General features: G+C 40.5%; 21 protein-coding genes. 12 read left to right on the forward strand and 9 right to left on the reverse strand.

Features of this window, described 5'->3' with window-relative positions; genetic code table 11:
- Positions 1-92 precede the first annotated feature (92 nt).
- The 5 genes from AN395_RS03755 to AN395_RS03775 all read left to right on the forward strand — a co-directional run bounded on the left by AN395_RS03755 (position 93) and on the right by AN395_RS03775 (position 4,474).
- Positions 93-1,139 (forward strand): GGDEF domain-containing protein, encoded by a 1,047-nt coding sequence (locus AN395_RS03755; RefSeq protein WP_004587362.1) that lies wholly within the window; start codon positions 93-95, stop codon positions 1,137-1,139.
- Between the two features lie 111 nt (positions 1,140-1,250).
- Positions 1,251-2,114, forward strand: coding sequence for a MipA/OmpV family protein (locus AN395_RS03760; protein WP_282448094.1), 864 nt, complete (start codon positions 1,251-1,253; stop codon positions 2,112-2,114).
- Position 2,115: 1 nt separating this feature from the next.
- On the forward strand, positions 2,116-2,496 hold the full coding sequence (locus AN395_RS03765) for a DUF3019 domain-containing protein (RefSeq protein WP_004587360.1): 381 nt from the start codon (positions 2,116-2,118) through the stop codon (positions 2,494-2,496).
- 14 nt (positions 2,497-2,510) lie between these two features.
- Positions 2,511-3,203 (forward strand): response regulator transcription factor, encoded by a 693-nt coding sequence (locus tag AN395_RS03770; protein WP_024031826.1) that lies wholly within the window; start codon positions 2,511-2,513, stop codon positions 3,201-3,203.
- A gap of 23 nt (positions 3,204-3,226) precedes the next feature.
- A complete protein-coding gene (locus tag AN395_RS03775) occupies positions 3,227-4,474 on the forward strand; it encodes an ATP-binding protein (protein WP_054982158.1) in 1,248 nt (415 codons plus the stop codon).
- Between the two features lie 302 nt (positions 4,475-4,776).
- On the opposite strand, the gene AN395_RS03780 is transcribed toward AN395_RS03775, so the two are convergent.
- Complete coding sequence (locus AN395_RS03780) at positions 4,777-4,998, reverse strand: DUF3820 family protein (protein ID WP_004587357.1); 222 nt, start codon at positions 4,996-4,998, stop codon at positions 4,777-4,779.
- A gap of 405 nt (positions 4,999-5,403) precedes the next feature.
- Positions 5,404-6,978, reverse strand: a complete 1,575-nt coding sequence (locus AN395_RS03785; RefSeq protein ID WP_054982159.1) for a cation:proton antiporter family protein — start codon at positions 6,976-6,978, stop codon at positions 5,404-5,406.
- A gap of 266 nt (positions 6,979-7,244) precedes the next feature.
- Between AN395_RS03785 and AN395_RS03790 the strand changes: the two genes are divergently transcribed.
- A complete protein-coding gene (locus AN395_RS03790) occupies positions 7,245-7,988 on the forward strand; it encodes a sporulation protein (protein WP_004587355.1) in 744 nt (247 codons plus the stop codon).
- Between the two features lie 58 nt (positions 7,989-8,046).
- Positions 8,047-8,496 (forward strand): GNAT family N-acetyltransferase, encoded by a 450-nt coding sequence (locus AN395_RS03795; protein ID WP_004587354.1) that lies wholly within the window; start codon positions 8,047-8,049, stop codon positions 8,494-8,496.
- Between the two features lie 101 nt (positions 8,497-8,597).
- On the opposite strand, the gene AN395_RS03800 is transcribed toward AN395_RS03795, so the two are convergent.
- From AN395_RS03800 to AN395_RS03825, 6 genes are all read right to left on the reverse strand, one after another.
- Positions 8,598-9,950, reverse strand: a complete 1,353-nt coding sequence (locus AN395_RS03800; RefSeq protein WP_054982160.1) for a sodium-dependent transporter — start codon at positions 9,948-9,950, stop codon at positions 8,598-8,600.
- A gap of 417 nt (positions 9,951-10,367) precedes the next feature.
- Positions 10,368-11,660 carry an ATP-binding protein gene (locus AN395_RS03805; RefSeq protein WP_054982161.1) on the reverse strand — a complete coding sequence of 431 codons (1,293 nt, stop codon included), beginning with the start codon at positions 11,658-11,660 and terminating at the stop codon, positions 10,368-10,370.
- A gap of 17 nt (positions 11,661-11,677) precedes the next feature.
- Positions 11,678-12,385: a response regulator transcription factor gene (locus AN395_RS03810; protein ID WP_054982162.1), complete on the reverse strand. Its 708-nt coding sequence runs from the start codon at positions 12,383-12,385 to the stop codon at positions 11,678-11,680.
- A 195-nt stretch (positions 12,386-12,580) separates the two neighbouring features.
- Positions 12,581-12,964 carry a DUF3019 domain-containing protein gene (locus AN395_RS03815; RefSeq protein ID WP_004587350.1) on the reverse strand — a complete coding sequence of 128 codons (384 nt, stop codon included), beginning with the start codon at positions 12,962-12,964 and terminating at the stop codon, positions 12,581-12,583.
- The gene (locus AN395_RS03820) at positions 12,954-13,811 is read right to left on the reverse strand and encodes a MipA/OmpV family protein (protein WP_054982163.1); all 858 of its coding nucleotides are present in this window, start codon (positions 13,809-13,811) and stop codon (positions 12,954-12,956) included. Before AN395_RS03820 ends, AN395_RS03815 begins: the two co-directional genes overlap by 11 nt.
- An 87-nt stretch (positions 13,812-13,898) precedes the next feature.
- A complete protein-coding gene (locus AN395_RS03825) occupies positions 13,899-14,702 on the reverse strand; it encodes a hypothetical protein (protein WP_029773447.1) in 804 nt (267 codons plus the stop codon).
- Positions 14,703-14,838: 136 nt separating this feature from the next.
- Between AN395_RS03825 and AN395_RS03830 the strand changes: the two genes are divergently transcribed.
- Positions 14,839-15,963: a serine hydrolase gene (locus AN395_RS03830; RefSeq protein WP_004587347.1), complete on the forward strand. Its 1,125-nt coding sequence runs from the start codon at positions 14,839-14,841 to the stop codon at positions 15,961-15,963.
- A gap of 135 nt (positions 15,964-16,098) precedes the next feature.
- On the opposite strand, the gene yhbY is transcribed toward AN395_RS03830, so the two are convergent.
- Entirely contained in the window at positions 16,099-16,395 is a 297-nt protein-coding gene (gene yhbY / locus AN395_RS03835; protein WP_004587346.1) for a ribosome assembly RNA-binding protein YhbY, read from the reverse strand.
- Between the two features lie 88 nt (positions 16,396-16,483).
- Between yhbY and rlmE the strand changes: the two genes are divergently transcribed.
- The 4 genes from rlmE (at position 16,484) to glmM (ending at position 21,379) form a co-directional block, all read left to right on the forward strand.
- Positions 16,484-17,113, forward strand: coding sequence for a 23S rRNA (uridine(2552)-2'-O)-methyltransferase RlmE (rlmE, locus tag AN395_RS03840; RefSeq protein ID WP_004587345.1), 630 nt, complete (start codon positions 16,484-16,486; stop codon positions 17,111-17,113).
- 66 nt (positions 17,114-17,179) lie between these two features.
- A complete protein-coding gene (ftsH, locus tag AN395_RS03845) occupies positions 17,180-19,123 on the forward strand; it encodes an ATP-dependent zinc metalloprotease FtsH (protein ID WP_004587344.1) in 1,944 nt (647 codons plus the stop codon).
- A gap of 70 nt (positions 19,124-19,193) precedes the next feature.
- Positions 19,194-20,039 carry a dihydropteroate synthase gene (folP, locus tag AN395_RS03850; RefSeq protein ID WP_029773450.1) on the forward strand — a complete coding sequence of 282 codons (846 nt, stop codon included), beginning with the start codon at positions 19,194-19,196 and terminating at the stop codon, positions 20,037-20,039.
- A complete protein-coding gene (gene glmM / locus AN395_RS03855; RefSeq protein WP_004587342.1) occupies positions 20,039-21,379 on the forward strand; it encodes a phosphoglucosamine mutase in 1,341 nt (446 codons plus the stop codon). Before folP ends, glmM begins: the two co-directional genes overlap by 1 nt.
- Positions 21,380-21,434 lie beyond the last annotated feature (55 nt).

Below are 21,434 nucleotides of genomic sequence, written 5' to 3' on the forward strand. Positions count from 1 at the left end.
TAGTATGATTAACAGTTGCGTATGAGTTTACTATTACTTAACATGAAAGCTTAATAATAAAAAATAATGACGCACGAGAGTTTATAATAATTATGGATCATGCTGTATCGCTCGCTCATTCTGCTCAATGTTTAAAAAAAGCAATTCCTCTGATGGTAAAATACCGAATGCCGGTAACGCCTATCAATTACGCTATTTGGTATTGCTATGTGCAAGGCAGTAAACCAGCATTAAATGCTGAGCTTGATCACGTCATTGCTGAGCAACAAACATGTACTCAAAATAAAGCAAAAGAAATTTTTGATAAGCATTTGAGCGAAGATGACTTAGTGTTTTTTCAAGAAATGGCAGATCGCTTCCATGGCACTATGGAGCAGGTACAGCATGATATAAGCGTTACCCTCGATCATTCTAAAAGCTTTACCACGTCGTTGGTAGATTCTCAAAATGAGTTAGCAAGTTTAGCTAATGTAAATTCGTTTAACGAAATACTCGGTTGTGTTGAACGCTTAACTGACGAGTCGGTGGCTATGCAAGACTATGCGCGAGAATTTCAAACTAAGCTTGCGGTAGCCTATAACGAAATTAAAGATTTAAAAGAAGCACTTAACCTTTCTCAAGAAGCAGCCGATACAGACCCCCTGACAGGTTTTTTTAATAGAAGAAAGTTTGATGATGATATTCAGCAGTTTTGTCAAACCTATTCAGAGCAAGCTGACGAGAGCGTATTGGCGGTACTAATCATGTTTGATATTGATCACTTTAAACGTTTTAACGACGATTTTGGTCATCAAAAAGGCGATGAAGTACTTAAATTAGTAGCCAAAAAAGTTTCGCAAAATATTTCCGATAGCCTGAATGTTTACCGCTATGGTGGTGAGGAGTTTTGTATTACCGGGTATTTTGACAGCATCAACGAGATTATGGTGTTTGCTGATAAAATTCGTTTAGATATTGCTTCATTAACTATCCGTAAAAAAGACGATGTAAATTCTAAACGTGCAATTTCTGCAAGTTTTGGGCTCGCTATTTTACGTCCATTCACGAAAGGTTCGGTACTTATTGAGCGCGCCGACCGTGCTTTATATATAGCTAAAACACATGGTCGCAACCGTATTGAAATAGCCCCTGATATTTAAATGTGATATGCATGTATAAAAATTGTGAATGATTGTAACCAGGTGGCGCACATTTGTGCTTACCTTGCTAGTATGGCTCACTTACTTATTTTACTCATTTAGATTAGGTTAATGCGGCTCAATACTTTTATTTACATTTTTTGCTTTGTGGTGTGTCTTGTTTGCGTGCCTAGCACAGCTTCGCAGGCCTACAACGAACAAGAGTATGCACAGCAACATATTACTGTTAAGAAGTGGCATGTAAATCTAAGTGTCGGCGCGGGTGTTATTACCAACCCTCTGCATGGCGGAAAAAACGTCCCGCTCCCTGTGATCCCGCGCATTGCTTTTTATGGTGAGCGTTGGTTTTTCGATAATGGTCGCCTTGGCTACACACTTAAAGAAAATCAAAAGCATCATTTTAATATCGTTTCAGAACTTAACGCAGAGTCACGTTTTTTTATTGATTGGCACCCTAATAACCTCTTTGTTTTACCAGCAACCGCAGGTGCTTCTGCATTAGCGCAAAATAATCCTCAGCCTAAAAAAATAAATATCGATAATATTGATAATCGCCATTTAGCCCTAGATGCTGGGGGCAGCTATCATTATGTGCAGCAAAATCATGTGCTATCGATACAGTTATTACACGATATAAGTAATGTTTATAACGGTACTCGAGGCGCTATACAATGGCAGTACCACAGTGAAGTAGGGCGTTTAAAGTTAAAACCAACGCTTGGGGTTAACTATAAATCAGCTGAATTAAACAGCTACTATTATGGTTTAAAAGCACACGAAACCTCATTAGGTAAAATTGACGTTGGTAGTAGCTGGCAACCTTATGCTAAAATCGACGCCAGTTGGCCATTGAGTGAGGCTAACAGTCTTCGTTTTCATGTAGCATATTACGACTATTCAGCTATGGATGGCAGTCCGCTTTTTGAACGTAACTATTCAATGACTGCTTTTATAGGATTCGATCATACTTTTTAATATGAAGTATTTAATGTTGATTGTGCTTACAGTTTTTCTGTTTAGCCCTCCCGTTGTAGCGCAAAATGCGTCTTTAAAGGTCTCTCCCAAAGTGTGTGTTGTGTCTGAGCAGCAAGCGTTTTGCGATCTTGATTTAAAGTTTAATTGGCAGCAACCATCGCCAAGCGATGCATGCCTGTACCAACAAAACAAACTGATTAAATGCTGGCAACAGCAGGCTGTTGGTGTGTTTGAGTATAAAGCGCGTGTTCAGGTAGAGACCATATACTCCTTAATCAATCCTCATACCGGTGTGTTAATTGCTAAAACACACGTTGAAGTGCAAAGTGCTGATGCTAAAAAAAGTAGGCGCAGGCTTCGCTCTCCATGGAGCTATTTTTAATTTAGGAGCAACTCATGCCAAAAATTTTACTTGTTGAAGATGACCTAGGTTTACAACAACTAACAAAAGATTATCTTGAACATAATGGCTTAGAAGTAGACGTATTAAGCCGTGGTGATGAAGTATTTAGTTATCTTGAGAATAACGCTGCTGATTTAATGATTTTAGATATTATGTTGCCAGGTAAAGATGGCTTTAGCGTATGTCGACAAGTACGTGATAAGTTTTCGTTGCCAATTTTAATGCTTACTGCAAAAGGTGAAGACTTTGACCAGGTGATTGGCTTAGAGCTTGGCGCAGATGACTATGTGGTAAAACCTGCAGAACCGCGTGTTTTACTGGCGCGTGTAAATGCATTACTGCGTCGCGGACAACCCGTGGTTAAGGCCGCAGAAGAGATTCAGTTTGGTGATTTAGTCATTGATAAAACCAGCCGAATTGTTAAATTAAACGAAAACGAAATAGTACTTACATCCCATGAGTTTGAGCTACTATGGCTACTTGCCTCAAATGCAGGCGAAGTACTAAGCCGTGAACATGTTCATCAACATATGATTGGCCGTCAATACGATGGGCTTGACCGTACCGTTGATGTACGCGTGTCACGAATTCGCAAAAAGCTAGGTGATAACAGCGATAAACCTTACCGTATAAAAACCGTATGGGGGCAAGGTTACTTGTTTGTATCAGACGCCTGGGAAAAATAATATATGAAGGTAAATAAGGAATAATGGGCAAACTATTTATAAGTTTATATGTTTATATCATTGTTTCTTTATTTATTGTTAGTGGTGTTATAGAACAAATTTGGCCTTACGAAGAGACGCAGCAGCAAGTGCTGTTAGATGATGAGTTTGGCCAAGCACTTTGGTTATTATCGCAAACCGATGATGGACTAGATAAGCTAAAACACAGCTTTGAAAGCCAAGTTATTGCCCGCAAAGATCTTATTTTACCCCTTAAGCAGCAAGCCTCATTAGATAAAAATCATTACCTGTACCTGTATGATAAAAAGCAGCGCATAGTGTGGTATGTTGAGCTTGGTGATAACAAGCTACTTCAAATTGGCCCTGTAGGCGTTATAAAAGCACCTGAAAGCTCTGTTATCCCATATTTAATGTTACTGGCTATTGTAGGGTTACCTGTGGGGCTGTGGAGCTTTTTACTATGGCGTGATTTTTCTAAATTAAGCCATGCGTGCGAAGCGGTAGATGGCTCGCAAGACTTTAACTTAAGCAGTCCTTCTAAATCGTTTTTTTTACCCGTTACTGATACTCTAAAAGTAATGCAGCAGCGCATAGAGCATCTTCTTAGTGCGCAACAAGAACTTACCTCCTCTGTATCTCATGAATTTAGAACGCCCCTTGCACGATTAAAATTTGGTATAGCCATGTTAGAAGAAACACTGCAATCGGAAAAAGGGCAACATTACCTAACTAATATGCAGGCAGATATAAGCGAACTTGAAGCGCTTGTGTGTGAAATGCTTGAATATGCTCGGCTTGATTCGCAGCAACCAAGCTTAGCGAGAAGCGACGTTGATTTGGCTGCTTTGACACAATCGGTCATTAATAAGCTAAATTTTGCAAGCGGCATAGAGTTTAATGCGGTGTTACCACAGGCTCTTGTTTACAAGTGTGATGCGCACTTTATTGCGCGTGTAATGCAAAACCTAGTGGGCAATGCGTTAAAGTACGCTGTTAGTCGTGTTGATGTCACACTCAAAGCGCAGGGTGATGCAATTTACTTTATTGTGGAAGATGACGGAGAAGGTATTTTAAAAAGCGACAGAGAAAGCGTATTTAAACCTTTTATTCGTTTAGATAAAAGCCGTGATAAAAGCACAGGGGGCTTTGGTTTAGGCTTAGCAATAGTGGCAAAAATTGTATCGTGGCATAAAGGGCACTATTCAATCACTGACTCATCGCTTGGCGGCGCTAAGTTTATAGTTACCTTACCTAATACCTATCCGCAATAATACTTAATCATTTTGTAGGGCCAAATGTGTCGCTAGCTACGTTAAAAAGCTCCCATTTACGAGTGCATGAATGCAGAAGGTAGAGCAATGCAGGAGCAATTGCCGAGAACAACTAAATTGCTTAGCTATCAACACGTTTTTCCATCCTCAAAATAGATCACTTTATTATGCGGATTGGTATAAAAGCAATTCACCTGAAAACGCCAGCCATAAAAAAAGCGCCTAAGGCGCTTTTTGTGGTTAAAAACCAAAATCAACAAGTAGCAAAATAGTAGACCCGGCTACGTGGAAAAAGTTCTCAATTATTTTTCATTTTTTTTAAGTAGGGGCATCAGCATTTGCTCAAGCCCGTTTAATTTAACCTCGTACATCATTGCAAGCTGCGCTCCGAGTTTACTTTCTGGAAACCCTTGCTGTTTAAACCACACTAGGTAGGGCTCTGGCAAAAGCAATAAGGGTCTGCCTGCGTATTTTCCAAAGGGCATAATTGTATTAATGGCGAGCTTGAGTTCGGCTGTATCCATAATAAGTCAGTAATTGATAAAACATATAATAGTAATACTACTGCTTATTAATAATAAACGCATTAAATAGCGGCTGGGTAAGCGGGCAAGTAAACAGAAATAAAATAGGCTGTGACGGGCAAGAAACAGCCTATTGAACGAGGGAGTAGGCCCTCTGATTGAATAAATTTGTGTTGATAAATAAATGCTTACCTTGCATTAATTAGCTGGAGTCTAATTATGTGACACAGGTGCGAAGGCGTTTATTTAAACAACACCGGTAGTTTATCTGTTTTTTTTACAGATAGAGAGAAGTAATGTAAAGGAATGTAAATAAAATGAGTTTTTAAACTAAAACTAATAAAAAAGCCTTATTAAAAATAAGGCGTTTTCATTTGGTTGTTTTTATTATTTAGTATAAAAGTGCTATTTTTCGAATAACTCTTGCTTTACGTGCTCGGCAAAACCGCTTCCTGCTTCTAAATAAAAGTTATAGGTCGAGTTTACGCCCATTTGTTCAAGCTCTTTTTGTTGATCAGGGTAATTGGCGATAGCTGTTACTTGGCCGTTATAGCCTGAGGCTTGTAATTGCTCTAGTGCAAAAATATTTTGCATATGCTTTGGCATAGCTAACATGACCATTTCAACATGAGAGTGGTTAACGCGCTGCCAAAAGTCAGGGTCGGTGGCATCGGCAAGGAGTACCTTTCTATTGCGTTTAATATGTTTTTCTACCACCTCTGGTTTAATATCAATGCCCGCCACTACATTAGGGTGAGTCGCATTTATTGTTTCGTATGCACCTGTACCTATGCGTCCCATACCAAATATAACGATTTTAGTGTCGTTTAGATTAACGGGTAGCTCTTCAGCTAAGCGGGTTTTGCTTTCGAATTTTAATAACCAGCGCTCAATTTTTACGTATAACTCGTTTGAGCGTTTATTAAGAGGCGATGCAATAACAAAGGTAATAGACACCGCAATAGCCATTACCGCCAGCCACTCTGAGGTGATCATGCCTGTAGAGGCTGCAACAGCACACACAATAAGGCCAAACTCACTAAAATTAGCAAGGCTAAATGCAGTGAGTAACGAGGTGCGCGCTCTGAGCTTAAAGGTATTCGTAAATACATAATAAAGTAAGGTTTTAACTGGCAGAACAAATATAAGGATTAGCGCTACAATTAATGAATTCGCTGTAAGCTCTGCGTTTAAACCAATACTTAAGAAAAAACCGACCAGCAAAATATCTTTTAAATTAAGCAGCGACTTTGAAAGCTCTCCCGCCTTTTTATGTGGCGCAAACATCATCCCCATAATGAGCGCGCCTAAATCGCCCTTTAAACCTGCAAAATCAAAAGCGTTATAACCGGCTACCAACGCAAAGAAAAAGCCAAATAACGGCAATAGCTCACCATGTTTAGAGCGGTTAAGCACTGCATACATAAGTGGGCGCACTAAAGGTAGTGCAATAATTAAAGCAAGAGCCCACATATTAGGTACTTTGCCGGTGCTAATGGCTAAAAATATAACCGCAAAAATATCCTGCATAACTAAAATGCCAATGGCTATTTTTCCGTGTAGGCTTGCCATTTCACCGCGCTCTTCAAGTACTTTTACCGCAAATACAGTGCTTGAAAAGCTTAGCGCAAACCCAACTAATAAGGCACTTTGCCAGCTTAAATCAACAAACATAGGCACAGCAAAAATACCTAGCAGTAACATAAAGCCACTAAATAATGCACTGCTAAAAATAATGTGTAGGGTAGCGGGTGCCCATACTTGGGGCTTGATTAAGCTGTTTACTTTAAGTTTTAAGCCAATACTAAATAAAAGAAGTGTTACACCCAGTGCCGCAATGGTATCGAGTAGTTCGGTGCTTTTATAGCCTGATAAATTTAATGCAAAACCGGCAAGTAAAAAGCCAATAAGGGGAGGAAGTTTTAATTGATAAACACCAAAGCCACAAACAAACGCGGCGGCAAAATAGATTAGTTCCATAATTCTTAATATCACTTCATTTGGGATTGCAGTGTAGCGAAAATTTTATACCATTGAAAATAAAAATAGCCCTAAAAATGAGCGCGTTTAATCAATTACTTGCCCAGCTACGTATAAAAAATGCACATTAAACACGTATTTAATCGTAAATAGCATGTAAATAACATTTTTTCACTGACATTGGCTTTTAAATATGGTTAAGATGCTTTAACGAAGGAGTTTAAGCTTGAGCAACAAACTGAGCCGCTCAGCTTAAGGAGATAGAAATGTTTAAAAAGATTTTAGCGTCGGTAGGTATTGGCGCTGCAAAAGTAGATACAATTTTAGAAACTGAGCATCTTCAGCCAGGGCAACTTTTTAACGCTAATATCGTTATAACTGCAGGCGATGTGGCTCAAGAAATTGCTGGCCTTGATTTGTTTTTAATGACTCGCGTTAAAGTTGATGGCGAAGAAGGTGAGTACTTTACTAATCACGTAATTGATCAGTGGCGTATAACCGATATAGGCACTGTTGAGCCAGGTGAAGTTAAAAGTATTCCATTTGAAGCGCGCCTTCATCCAGAAACGCCAATTACTGAAATTAATGCCGGCTACAACCAATCACATGTATGGATTGAAACAGGCCTTGATATTGATTTAGCACTAGACCCAACAGATAAAGATCACTTGCATATTTACCCTAACGAAGCTGTTAAAACCTGTATGCAAGCAATGGATAAATTAGGGTTTAGTTTATTAAAAGCTGATGTTGAAAAAGGCCATTTACGTGCGCCTACTTTTCAGTCGGTATCGGGGTGTTATCAAGAGTTAGAGTATAAGCCTAATAGCCGCAGCTTATTTGGTATTCAAGAGATTGAATTATCGTTTGTACCAGAAGCACACAAAACGCATGTTTTAATTGAGCTGGATAGAGCATTTAGAGGCGATGGTTATGTTGATTTAACCATAGAGCACGACCATGTGAATTTATCGCAGTTGTGCGACCAATTAGAGCGTTTGTTTGCCTAAGTGATGCGTAGTTTAACTAAACCCAGCTTAGGCTGGGTTTTTTATTTTAGGATTTTATATGTCGTTTAAATGTGCGCATTTTGATGCGCTTGATACGCGTACTTTATTTACGATAATGCGCGGTCGTGTTGATGTATTTGTAGTAGAGCAAACGTGTCCTTACCCTGAGCTTGATGAAGTAGACATTAACCCTAGTACTCAGCATTTATATGCAATTGCAGATAATAGTTTATTAGCTTATGCCCGCTGCTATGAAAAAAATGAGCAGTACAGCGCAATAGGCCGTGTACTGGTTTGCAAAAGTGAGCGAGGTAAAGGGCGGGCTACTGAGCTTGTAAATGCGGCCATAGCATGTTGTAAAAAGCAGTGGCCACAGCGTCATATTTATATAGGCGCACAAACCTATTTATTAGCATTTTATCGCTCTTTTGGCTTTACAGAAGTAGGGGAGCAATACCTAGAAGATGGCATCCCTCATCAAGATATGGTGTTAAATACACTAAGCTAATTTATTACGAGTAAATTTAAGCTATTAAAAAGCCCACTTAACGCGTGGGCTTTACTTAATTTAGAACTTAACCTGAACTCGGGTTAGTTAAAAATAACGTTTTAACTTAACACCGAATGTAAAAACACAGCACCAATAGCTATAGGGCACACAAACTTAGTGTATACAGGCCATACTTTCCAAAATAGTGTGTTATGAACCTCAGGGTTACCTTGCTGTATTGCTTTTAGTAGTGAGCCACGGTACCAAATCCAGCCAACAAAAATACAACACATTAAGCCAAGTAAAGGCTGAGCAACTTTAGTTGTTAGGGTGATCACTAAACCAAATAAGCTTCCTAAGTTACATACTATGGTAATGCTCACTGCGCTTATTAGCGCGCCAATTAGCCATGTTGCCTGCAGGCGGCTCATTGCAAAGCGCTCCACAGTATACGATACCGGCGCCTCTAACATTGAAATAGAGGAGGTAAGTGCGGCTATACTCATTAGGGCAAAAAATGCAAAGCCTATAAATAGACCCACAGAGCCCATACCATCAAACAATGCTGGTAACACTTGAAACACCAGTGTGTCTTCAGAGAGAAGTTTGCCTGTAGATGAAAAAATTTCTACGCCTTGAGCTTGTGCGACATACATGGCTGGTATAATTAAAAGGCCCGCTACAAACGCGATAAACACATCTATTAATGTTACATAAGCGCCTAGCGTGACTAGGTTTTCTTTTTTACTTATGTAAGAGCCATAAATAATCATCACGCTGGTGCCTAATGACAAAGAGAAAAACGCTTGGCCGAGTGCACTTACGAGTAAATTTGCATCAAATATAGATGAAAAATCAGGCACTAAATAGGCTTTAAGCCCTTGCATAGCACCTTCTTGGGTCATAACGTAGGCAATTAAGGCAAATAAAATACCTAAAAGCGCAGGCATCAGACGCTTAGACCATTTTTCTATGCCGTTTTCTACGCCACGACTAATAATAGCCACGGTGAGTATGATAAATATCACTGTAAAAATGATGTTTCGTGAAAGTGACTGCTCACTTAACCACGTTGAAGCTTGGTTTGCACCAGCTAATGTAGTGAGAGGTTCGATTGTCGCGCTGAGCATCCAGCCTGCCACAATGGCATAAAAACTTAAAATAAAGCCCGCACATAAAATCCCGCCAAAACCCACGATAAAAGCAAAGCGCTTTTGCCACGTGTGTGATGTTATTTTTGTTAAAGAAGACACCGCATTAGCTTGTCCGTGGCGGCCAATTATAAGCTCAGCCATAAGTGCGGGGTATGCTAAAAAGAACGCGAGTACCAAATAAGCGACTAAAAAAGCGGCACCACCATTGCTTGCTGTTTGGGTAGGAAAACCCCAAATATTACCTAAACCTACTGCAGAGCCTGCGGCGGCCATTATAAATCCAAAGCGAGAGCTAAACTCACCTCTAACTGCGCTCATATTGTTGTACTTCTCTATTTTTTGACGGCGCTGACAATCTACTGGAATTGCAAATAAATAAAAAGTACTTATTTGCCCAATTGTGACAATAATTATCGTCTGGTGTGTCTATCACGCGATGCATTTAATTAATGTTATCAACAGGTTTAGAATAAGGAGTTGATTTTGTGTAATAAATTTTAGGGCCTGTTTACCTTTCGAGGTTAAATTTGCAGCAGTCTGTTTGGTGTTTAGGCAAGGCAGAGCCTATGTAGTGTGGTTGTTCCCCATAAATAGGCCTATTTACTCTTTGTTACTCGGTTTTTACGTAGCCCACTAGGTTACAAACCTCGCGCCGCGATTAAACAGCCCCTAGATAGAACAAATTATAACCCTAAAAGGCCAACAGGCCCTAATTACAGTTGTGTAAATAATATTTTACGAATCGTGATGCTGACCAATTTTAAGGGTAAAACACGCCCCTTGAAGCCGCGCACTTTTACTAACGCTTACACTGCCGTGATGCCAATCTGCCACTTTTGCAACAATGGCTAAGCCTAAGCCATAGCTTTTATCAGCACGGTTACGGTGGCTTTCTTCTCTAAAAAACGGGCTAAAAACGTTATTAAAGTTCTCTGGTGCGATGCCTGGGCCATCATCTTCAACTGTAATATATAAATAATGCTCATCGCGCTTTGCACTGACATAAATAGTGTCTTTTGCAAAGTCGCAGGCATTGCCAATTAAATTACTAATAGCCCGAGCAAGCCAATGTAAGTCAGCAAAAACCATATCGTCACTACTGTTTAGTTGTATTTTAAGTTGGCTGGTTTCAATTTTAGGCGAAAGCTGAGTAAGTAAGTCTTCAAGATAGTGCGATAAATTAGTTTGCGAGTAGGTGAGCTGGTTGGCATTTTGCTCAAGGGTTGCAAAGGCTAAATAGCTTTTAAGCATCGATTCCATATGATCGAGATCGTTTTCCATACGCACAAGGCATTGCTTAACTTTAGGCATATCTGCGCTGTCGAGCGCTGCATCTAAGCCAAAGCGTAAACATGCGATAGGGGTTCTAATATCGTGCGATAAGCTCGATGCCATTAATTTGTTTTCCGCCACGAGCTTTTCTATCTGGCTAGCCATGCGGTTAAATGTAAGCTCAACATCTCTTATGTAGGTAAAGTGAGAGACCTTTATTCTCGCTTGTACATCACCTGCGGCAAATTTTTTAGCTGCATCGTTTAATACTGTTAAGCGTTTAGCAAGTGGGGCAATAATAAAGCCCATAAAAATGCAGAGCCCAGCATAAAACAACAAAGTTAAAATAATATCGTTGCGCTGATCTGTTTCAAAGCCTTTATCTAGGCGCATGGAAAGATGATAAGGCGACAATACTTCGCTACTGTAGAGCATATAAAAACCTTGCTGGTCTTCTAAAATAAGACCGCTTTGGGTATGCATTTGTAGTATTAAAGACGGCGGCAGGGCTAGGGATTCATTATTTTTGTAATCAAGCTTTACATTAAAGTCGTTTGCCAATTGCTTTACATAAGCTGCGCGCTCTGAGGTCGCTACACTACTTAAATGTTTACTAAAGCCGTTGATCATTTGGCTTTGTAGGCTAAATTCATCATGCGGTGTTTGAGTTTGTTGGCTAAATGCATCGATTAGCCAGCCCAATACAACAATAGAAAGCAGCGCACTACCGAGTAGTGAAATGTAAAATTTTTTCATTTAAACCGCCACGGTTACTATTCCCACGCAGTGGCAACAAGTAAATAACCACGCCCCCAAATTGTTTTAATTTTTTCTGGGTTTTGCGGGTCATCATGAAACTTTTTGCGCAGCGCAGATATTAGTACATCAACACTTCTATCAAGCCCATCGTATTCACGGCCTTTGGTTGCTTTAAACACAGCATCACGCGAGACTACTTGGCCTGCATTACTGGCTAAATAGTGCAGTAGGAGGTACTCAGCACTAGAAATAGCCATATCTTGATTATTAAGCGTTACACTGCGTGATTGAGTATCAATACTGAGTGCGCCTACAGTAATCACACTCTCGTTAGTGGTTACTTTAGTCGGTTCGCTGGTAAGGCGCAGTGCTGCTTTTATACGGGCCAGTAATGCGCGAGGGCGCACTGGTTTCATGATGTAATCACTCGCACCTACTTCTAAACCAATTACTTCATCCATTTCATCATCGCGGGCGGTTAGCATAATAATGGGCGCGGTGTAAAAGCTACGTAGCTCTCTACACACACTTATACCGTCTTGCCCTGGCAACATAATGTCGAGCAGGACTATGTTAGGGTTTAAGTTTTTTACCTGGCTTATTACTTCATCGCCGCGGTGGCAAACATGGGTGGTATAGCCTTGCTCGGTTAAGTACTCTGCAACCCATTGGGCTAAAGAGGTGTCATCTTCAACTAATAAAATAGTGCCGTAATTATCCATAAAGCTTCCTTAGTGTTAGAGGGTTGCCGTGTGTGGATTGAAACTCGCCCTTAAATAACCCTAAGGGCTGCACAGGTTTGGGGTTTATGCTGCGTTAGTACCTACTTAGCTGAACAACCACATTTTATAAACGCTGACTTAATTAATTACCAAACACATTGCTGTAAAATCAATCACGAAAGGTCACACCTCTAATTAGAACAAGCGCCAGCGGCGTTTTTTTTGTCTATTTTGATAAACCCACTGCAGTTTAACCTCTGTTGTGGCAATAACTTGGGCTGTATTACTATCAAACAATTCAAAAGAAATACTTTGCTGGGAGTCGAAGGTATATTCAAATACGCCTTGTTGCTGCTTTAACCAGCATTGCATTATATATTTTGATGTTGCGTCTCTTAGGCAGTAATTACCAATAGTTGGTTGCTGCCAGCTAAGCGTTACATCAGCGTAGCAATTACGGCCCTCACGTAGTGCAACACAGGTGTCGGGCAGCGCAATTAATGGGGCCGTTTTATCTGTTGTTTTTGCAGATGAAATAGCAGGGAAGATCAATAATAAACAGATCCATCTAAAATACATAACGTAGGCCTACCTTGGCTTTATGTTGATACCCTTGAGAAATAATGGGGCTGTCGTCTATTTCTTTTGAAAACCACGTTGTTAACCAGCCAGACAAAAACACCCAATCTTGAGAAATAGGGTACTCAGCATGAAACTCAAACATAATACTGGTACTGCCATTAGGGGTGTAAATAGGGCGATTAGCGGTGGCTTCGTCTGCATCTATACCAAAGTAATAGTTAGTAAAACTGCCCGAATAAGCGCTAATACCCACCCCAGATCTAAACTCCCAGTTACGCCATGGCAAAATATGGCTAAAAAAGGTGTTAAACACCCAGCCATTATGTGTACCTGTAATATCATGTAAAAACTCAAACGAAATTTGCGAGTTTTCAAAGCGGCGCGTTAATCTTAGCCCAGCATCAAAATCGTAATTACGCGATTTTATACCCGCAAGCTCTTCTATTACACCGTGGTTGTAAAAACCTAAGCCTTTGTCATCAAAGCCAGCCTGAGTATTGGTGCCTAATATATCCAAGCCCCAATCAAATTTATCTATAAGGCTGTAACCCACAACTAAGCCGCCGCTTAACTGGTTATGATCAAAGTCGAGATAAAAGTTTTCGTAGGAAATAGCCAGGCTTAAATCGAGTTCAATGCCATCGTCGTAGGAATCAAGGCCAATTAGGTAAGAGTCTTCTACATAATAACCAGCCCCAGCGCTCCAATCCCACGCAAAGCCTTGGGTGGGCTCTAGCGTGTTATCAGCATAGTATCGATTGCTTGCCTGGCTTTGAAAGCTCAAAAAACTGGCGCAAAGCAATACGCTATTAATAAAAATATGCTGTAAGAAAGCGTTTTTCATCCCTGGGGACCTAATTATTATTTGTTATTAAGCGTATTATATTGGTAAGTGAATCCTTGAATCTGTAAAAAAATGTAGTTTTTTACGTTATTGCACTTTTATTTTGTCAATTAAAATACTGCTTAAGTAATATTGCATCATAGGCGTTAAGGCACTCACCTCTGTACGCGTACATGGGCCTTGTAGTTTAGTTAAGCTGCTTAATTTAGTAATAGTTTTAAAGGGCGGTACAGTTACTTCCTTACCTGCGCGCGCTATACGGGCTTGCTCGGTATTTTGTTGATGTACAAATGTTGCCACTTCTAACTCATTAGTAATTTTTTGCTCTTGGGCAAAGCTAAACAATAAAGGCTCACGGTGGAAGCTTGCGCTGTCTATTGATGATTTTGCAAACCACACCACATCGCCAGAGGCGCGGTGCGTAATGCGCATGCTCACTTGCGCTAGTATGGTGGCGCATTGCTGGGTAGGGTATTGCTGCGCTACTTTGGCAAATAAAGGGTACGGGTTTTCAGGTTGAGTTAACGCATATTTTGTATCGTCAGTAAATGCTAAATCTAACTGATGAATAGCTAACGTGTAGTCACTGTTTTTGCTATCAGTCACTTCTAAGCCTTTATCGTTCAAGGCTTGGGTTATTTGCTTTAATAGCGTGTCTGTTACGCTTGCTTTATCGGTTGTAATACGCACTGTTTGGCCGCGTGTTACTTTGTGCGCCGGTAACTGTACAGACTTAACTTTTGGCGATGCGTGCTCTGTTTTATACTCAAGCTGGTAAGTTTCGCTCTTTAATGTTGGCTTTAAAGGTAAAGCCAAAGGCTCGGCCGGCTGTTTGGTAATTGCACAACCTGCTGATAATAATATAAAAAGTGATACAACTATAAAACGCATAAATACTTAACATCCACTTAAAAAGCCAATAATCGCAACATTGTACGTTAGTCCTATCAAAACTTCATGATATTATGCACATAGATGTAGTTAAAAAAGAATAAATTTGTAACGAATGAAGTATCTCACTAATTTTATGTACGTTTGGGTCGCTATTTGTCTATCTTTACCGCTTCAGGCAATAGCTAAAGCAGACTCAAGCTGGGATGGATTCGTAAAACAGTATGGACGCTACGCAGAAAAAAAACTCAACAGTAAAGGTATTCCTGGCGCTGCGCTTTCGATAGTGAGTATTGGTAACGCTGATTATATCCACACCATGGGCCGCACTAAGGCAAGAAGTGGCACACAGGTTAACCGCCACACCCGCTTTAGGTTGGCTTCGGTGTCAAAAACATTTGCAGGGTCGTTAACTGCAAAGCTTGCAAGTGAAGGGTTAATAGATTTATTTAAACCAGTAAGTGAGTATATACCTGCCTTTAAAGGCACTGTTTATAAAGATAATTTAAAAGTGTTTCACTTATTAAGCCACTCCAGCGGTTTGGTTCCTAATGCGTATGACAATTTAATCGAATCAAGAATGAATTACCCCGATATTGTCGAAAAGCTATTAACAGTAAAGCCCATTTGCGAACCAGGCCAATGCTATGGCTATCAAAATGTGATGTTTAGTTTAATTGATGATGTAATTTACAGCAGTACCAATAAAAAATATGACCAGTGGCTGCAAGAGGGAATTTTTACACCATTAAAAATGAGCGATACCAGCTTAGGCTACGATGCAATGGTGCAGGATAAAAATTATGCGCTGCCGCACGTTAGAGGCAAAAAACGTTGGTACACAGCCAAGCTGAAAAAAAACTATTATAAAGTCGGCCCTGCTGCGGGCGTAAATGCAAGTGCCACCGATATGGCAAAATGGTTAAATGCGCAATTAGGGCAAAACCTAGATGTACTTTCTTTAGATGCACTTGCTACACAAACACGTCCTTATACACTTACAAAAAAAGAGCGTTATAGACGAGTATGGAAAAAGGAATTAGAACAAGCTTATTATGGATTAGGCTGGCGTGTTTATAACTATAACGATGAAACGCTTTATTATCATAGTGGCTGGGTACAAGGCTATCGCAGTGACTTAGTGGTTATACCGCATTTAAATGTGGGTTTTAGCTTGATTGTTAACGCGGAAACAGGCGTGATAAATGAATTAACTACTGAATTTTTAGACCGTTTATTAAAATACAAACGCACTAAATAAACATGCCTAAGATTGCTTAAAAGGGCCGTGCTTTTAAATTTATTTTTTACCGGTAAAAAGCATAAATAAGCACATATAATAAAAAAACCAGCTTAATGCTGGTTTTTTTATAAAAAGGCTCACTGCACAATTAACTTATGCGCGTGGTAATTGAATCTTTTTTTCTGCACTTTGACGATACAATACAACAGTGTGACCTATTGTTTGTAGCTTAGTAGCGCCGGTTTCACGAACGATTGCATCAAAAATAAGTGCTTTTGTTTCACGATCGTCAGTAGGTACTTTTACTTTAATCAATTCGTGAATTTCTAATGCACTTTGAATTTCGACTACTACGCCCTCGGTTAAACCGTTAGAACCTAGTAAAACTACAGGCTTAAGGCTATGCGCCTGACCTTTTAAAAACTGCTTTTGTTTGTTTGATAATGTCATGTTTATACAAATTTTGCTGAATATGGCTTGAATTAAGGGTATTCTAACGCCATCTAAAGAATATTACTAATTAGTTGCGTGTTAATTTATGACAAATAAAAAACATTCAGCCAGTTCAAAGCGATGGCTGAAAGAACATTTTGATGATCAATATGTTCAGCAAGCGCAAAAAAAAGGCTGGCGTTCTCGAGCTGTTTTCAAATTAGATGAGATCCAAAATAAAGATAAACTGCTTCGCCCTGGTATGACCGTTGTTGATTTAGGTGCTGCACCTGGCAGCTGGTCACAATACTTAGCCGAGAAAGTATCTGATAAAGGTCAGGTTGTTGCGTGTGACATATTACCTATGGACTCACTTGCGGGGGTTGACTTTTTACAAGGCGATTTTCGTGAAGAAGCCGTACTTGATGCATTGTTAAAACGCATTGATGGTAAAAATGTTGATGTGGTACTCTCTGACATGGCGCCAAATATGAGCGGTAATAACTCGGTAGATCAAGCGGGTAGCATGTATTTGGTAGAATTAGCACTTGATATGTGTCATCAAGTATTAAAGAAAAATGGTGCATTTGTTGTTAAAGTGTTTCAAGGTGAAGGCTTTGATCAATACTTGCAAGACGTTCGTAATAGTTTTAAAGCAGTGAAAATACGCAAACCTGATGCCTCACGTGCCCGTTCTCGGGAAGTATATATAGTAGCGACCGGCTACAAACTGTAGTACAGTTGCTTGGCGTTTAGTTGAATTTAAATTAATTGGATACAAGAGGTTAACCCCTTGAGCGATATGGCGAAAAATCTAATACTCTGGCTGGTTATTGCAGTTGTGCTAATGTCAGTATTTCAGAGCTTTAATGGCGGCGATCAAGTTGATCGTCAAACAAGTTACACTCAATTTGTAAAAGACGTGCGTAGCGGCTCTTTACAAGAAGTTATTATTGACCGTGGAACGGGTAATATTACAGGTACTAAAAGCAGTGGTGAGCGTTTTCAAACCACAATGCCAATGTACGATGAAGATTTAATTAATGATTTACTTAAAAACGATGTAAATGTGAAAGGCGTACAGCCTGAAGAACAATCGTTTTTAGCAAGTATTTTTATCTCTTGGTTCCCAATGTTGCTGCTTATAGGGGTATGGATATTCTTCATGCGTCAAATGCAAGGCGGTGGCGGTAAAGGTGCAATGTCGTTTGGTAAAAGCAAAGCGCGCCTGATGAGTGAAGACCAAGTTAAAACAACTTTTGCTGATGTAGCAGGTTGTGATGAAGCAAAAGACGACGTAACAGAGTTAGTAGACTTTTTACGTGACCCTTCTAAGTTCCAAAAACTTGGTGGTAGTATTCCTAAGGGCGTACTAATGGTGGGTCCTCCTGGCACGGGTAAAACATTACTTGCAAAAGCCGTAGCCGGTGAAGCAAAAGTACCGTTTTTCACCATTTCAGGTTCTGACTTTGTTGAAATGTTTGTTGGTGTGGGCGCATCGCGTGTACGTGACATGTTTGAGCAAGCTAAAAAGGCTGCACCATGTATTATCTTTATAGATGAGATTGATGCTGTAGGTCGTAAGCGTGGCGCTGGCATGGGCGGTGGACACGACGAACGTGAACAAACACTAAACCAAATGCTAGTAGAAATGGATGGTTTTGAAGGTAACGAAGGTATTATCGTTATAGCGGCAACTAACCGCCCTGACGTACTAGACCCTGCATTACTTCGTCCTGGTCGTTTTGACCGTCAAGTAGTGGTTGGTTTGCCTGATATTCGTGGCCGTGAGCAAATTCTCAAAGTACATATGCGTAAAGTGCCATTAGGCGATAACGTAGAAGCGGCAGTTATTGCACGTGGTACGCCTGGTTTCTCTGGTGCTGATTTAGCAAATCTTGTAAACGAAGCCGCACTTTATGCCGCACGTGGTAATAAACGTGTTGTAAGTATGGCTGAATTTGATGCTGCTAAAGATAAAATCATGATGGGTGCAGAGCGCAAGACCATGGTGATGAGTGAGCAAGAGAAAGAAATGACGGCTTACCATGAAGCGGGCCATGCTATTGTTGGCCGTATGGTGCCAGAGCACGACCCAGTTTATAAAGTGTCGATTATTCCACGTGGCCGTGCCCTTGGTGTAACTATGTACTTACCTGAACAGGACCGTGTTAGCCATTCTAAAGAGCTTTTAGAGTCAATGATTTCAAGCCTATACGGTGGCCGGATTGCTGAAGCACTTATTTATGGCGAAGACAAAGTAACAACGGGTGCGAGTAACGACATTGAGCGTGCAACAGATATTGCACGTAAAATGGTAACGCAGTGGGGCTTGAGTGAAAAACTAGGTCCGTTACTTTACGCTGAAGATCAAAACGAGATGTACATGGGGGGCGGCGGTGGTCGCGCAATGAGCATGTCTGATGAAACAGCTAAAGTAATTGATGCCGAAGTACGCTTATTCTCAGACCGTAATTATCAAAGAGCAGAAGATATATTAAAAGAAAATATTGATATTCTTCATGCGATGAAAGATGCATTAATGAAATACGAAACAATTGATGCTAAACAAATTGATGATTTAATGGCGCGTCAGCCTGTGCGTGAACCACGTGATGCACATGACCGTTTAGACGATAAGCCAACTAAAACAGTCGCACCTCAAGAAAAGCCGGTTGATGAAAGCCAAAAACCGGATGATTCATCGAAAAAAGATGAAACAAACCTTGATGATAAAGCTGAATAATCGTTAAAATAATACTTTAAAAGCCCCGTACTTCGGGGCTTTTTTGTATCAAATAACTAAAAGGTTGGCGATGACTAACATAATAAACCTTCCCCGTGGGCGTAAACTTAATTTAGAAAAACCATGTGTGATGGGTATTTTAAATGTGACCCCAGATTCATTTTCTGATGGTGGAAAGTTTTTAGATACAGCGCACGCGGTGCAACAGGCAATGCAGTTGTTAGACGAGGGTGCAACTATCATTGATATTGGCGGGGAGTCTACACGTCCAGGCGCGCCAGATGTTAATTTAGACGATGAACTTAATCGTGTGATACCTGCAATAAAAGCCATTAGAGCTAAAAGTGACTGCGTAATATCGGTAGATACCAGTAAAGCGCAGGTCATGGAGCAGGCGATTTTAGCAGGTGCTGATATAGTTAACGACGTACGTGCATTACAAGAGCCCCACGCACTTAGCACACTCGCTAAGTATCCCGATGTAGCAATTTGTTTGATGCATATGCAAGGGCAGCCACGGACAATGCAAAGTGAACCCACTTATACTGACTTGCTAGCGCAAATTAACCTCTTTTTTGAGCAGCGTATAAGCGCATGCGAAACAGCGGGTATTAAGGTGGAGCAACTTATCCTCGACCCAGGTTTTGGCTTTGGCAAAACCCTAGAGCATAATTTTGAAATACTTGCTAAATTTAATGCATTTAATAAATTTGCACTACCGCTTTTAGCAGGTCTTTCACGCAAGTCGATGATAGGTAATTTGCTAAACAGAAAAACAGATGAGCGATTAGCGGGCAGCTTAGCCGGTGCGCTAATTGCCGCGCAAAATGGCGCAAAAATTATTCGTGTACACGATGTAAAAGAAACAGCAGATGTGCTTGGTGTACTCCAAGCTTGCGAAAAAGGAGCTTTATAATGAGCGAAAGAAAATATTTTGGTACCGATGGGGTACGTGGTTTAGTGGGCACAGCTCCAATTAACCCTGAGTTTGCAATGAAATTAGGCTGGGCCGCAGGTCGAGTTTTGTCTCTAAGTGGAACAAAAAAAGTAATTATAGGTAAAGATACCCGTATTTCAGGTTACATGCTAGAAACCGCGCTTGAAGCTGGTTTAATTGCCGCAGGGATAGATGTCGTACTGCTTGGGCCAATGCCAACGCCCGCTGTTGCATATTTAGCGCAAACGTTTAGAGCCGAAGCAGGTATTGTAATTAGTGCATCGCATAACCCTTATTACGATAACGGGATTAAGTTTTTTAATGGCCAAGGCTTAAAATTGGATGACGACGTTGAGCTACAAATTGAAGCGATGCTTGATGAACCAATGACCTGTGTTGCCTCAGATAAACTTGGTAAAGCCTCGCGCTTAGTAAGTGCTGATGGGCGCTATATTGAATTTTGTAAAAGCCAATTTCCACAAGGCTTATCACTTGAAGGTTTAAAAGTTGTACTAGATTGTGCCAATGGCGCAACCTACCATATTGCACCGTCGGTAATGCGTGAGCTAGGCGCTGAAGTGATTACTCATGCATGTGAGCCTAATGGGGTGAATATAAACCATGAATGTGGTGCTACACACGTTGATACGTTAAAGCGCAAAGTGCTAGAGCACAAAGCCGATGTGGGTATTGCTTACGATGGCGATGGTGATCGCGTAATGATGGTTGATCACAACGGTCGCGTATTTGACGGTGATGACTTAGTTTACATTATTGCCTGCCAAGCGGCTGAAGATCATATGCTAGGTGGTGGTGTTGTTGGCACGGTTATGTCGAACATGGGGCTTGAAAATGCATTAAAAGCAAAAGGAATTGAATTTGCGCGCAGTAAAGTTGGCGACCGTTATGTAATGGAAATGCTGCAGCAAAAAGGGTGGAGAATTGGCGGTGAAAGCTCAGGCCATGTATTAAACCTCGATTTAATCACCACGGGCGATGGTATCATTTCAAGCCTTCAGGTATTGGCTGCAATGGTGGCTCAAAATCGCACATTACAAGATTTAGGGGCTGGTTTTACAAAGTACCCAATGAAAATGATTAATGTACGTTACACACCTGGCACAGACCCTACACAAGCACCAGAAGTACAAGATGCGGTTGCGCAAGTAGAGCAAGCTTTAGGCGAAAAAGGCCGTGTTTTACTTCGTAAATCAGGCACTGAACCGGTAGTACGTGTTATGGTTGAAGCCGAACAAGAAAAAATAGTCATAGACAGCGCGCAAAAAATTGCAGCAGTTGTCGAATCTATGAGCAAATAAACTGATTGAGAACAATAACCTCTTGTAACTTAGGGCGAGAAAAGTTAATATCTCG

The organism is Pseudoalteromonas sp. P1-30, from assembly GCF_001400005.1.
GTDB classification, from domain to species: Bacteria; Pseudomonadota; Gammaproteobacteria; order Enterobacterales; family Alteromonadaceae; genus Pseudoalteromonas; species Pseudoalteromonas atlantica.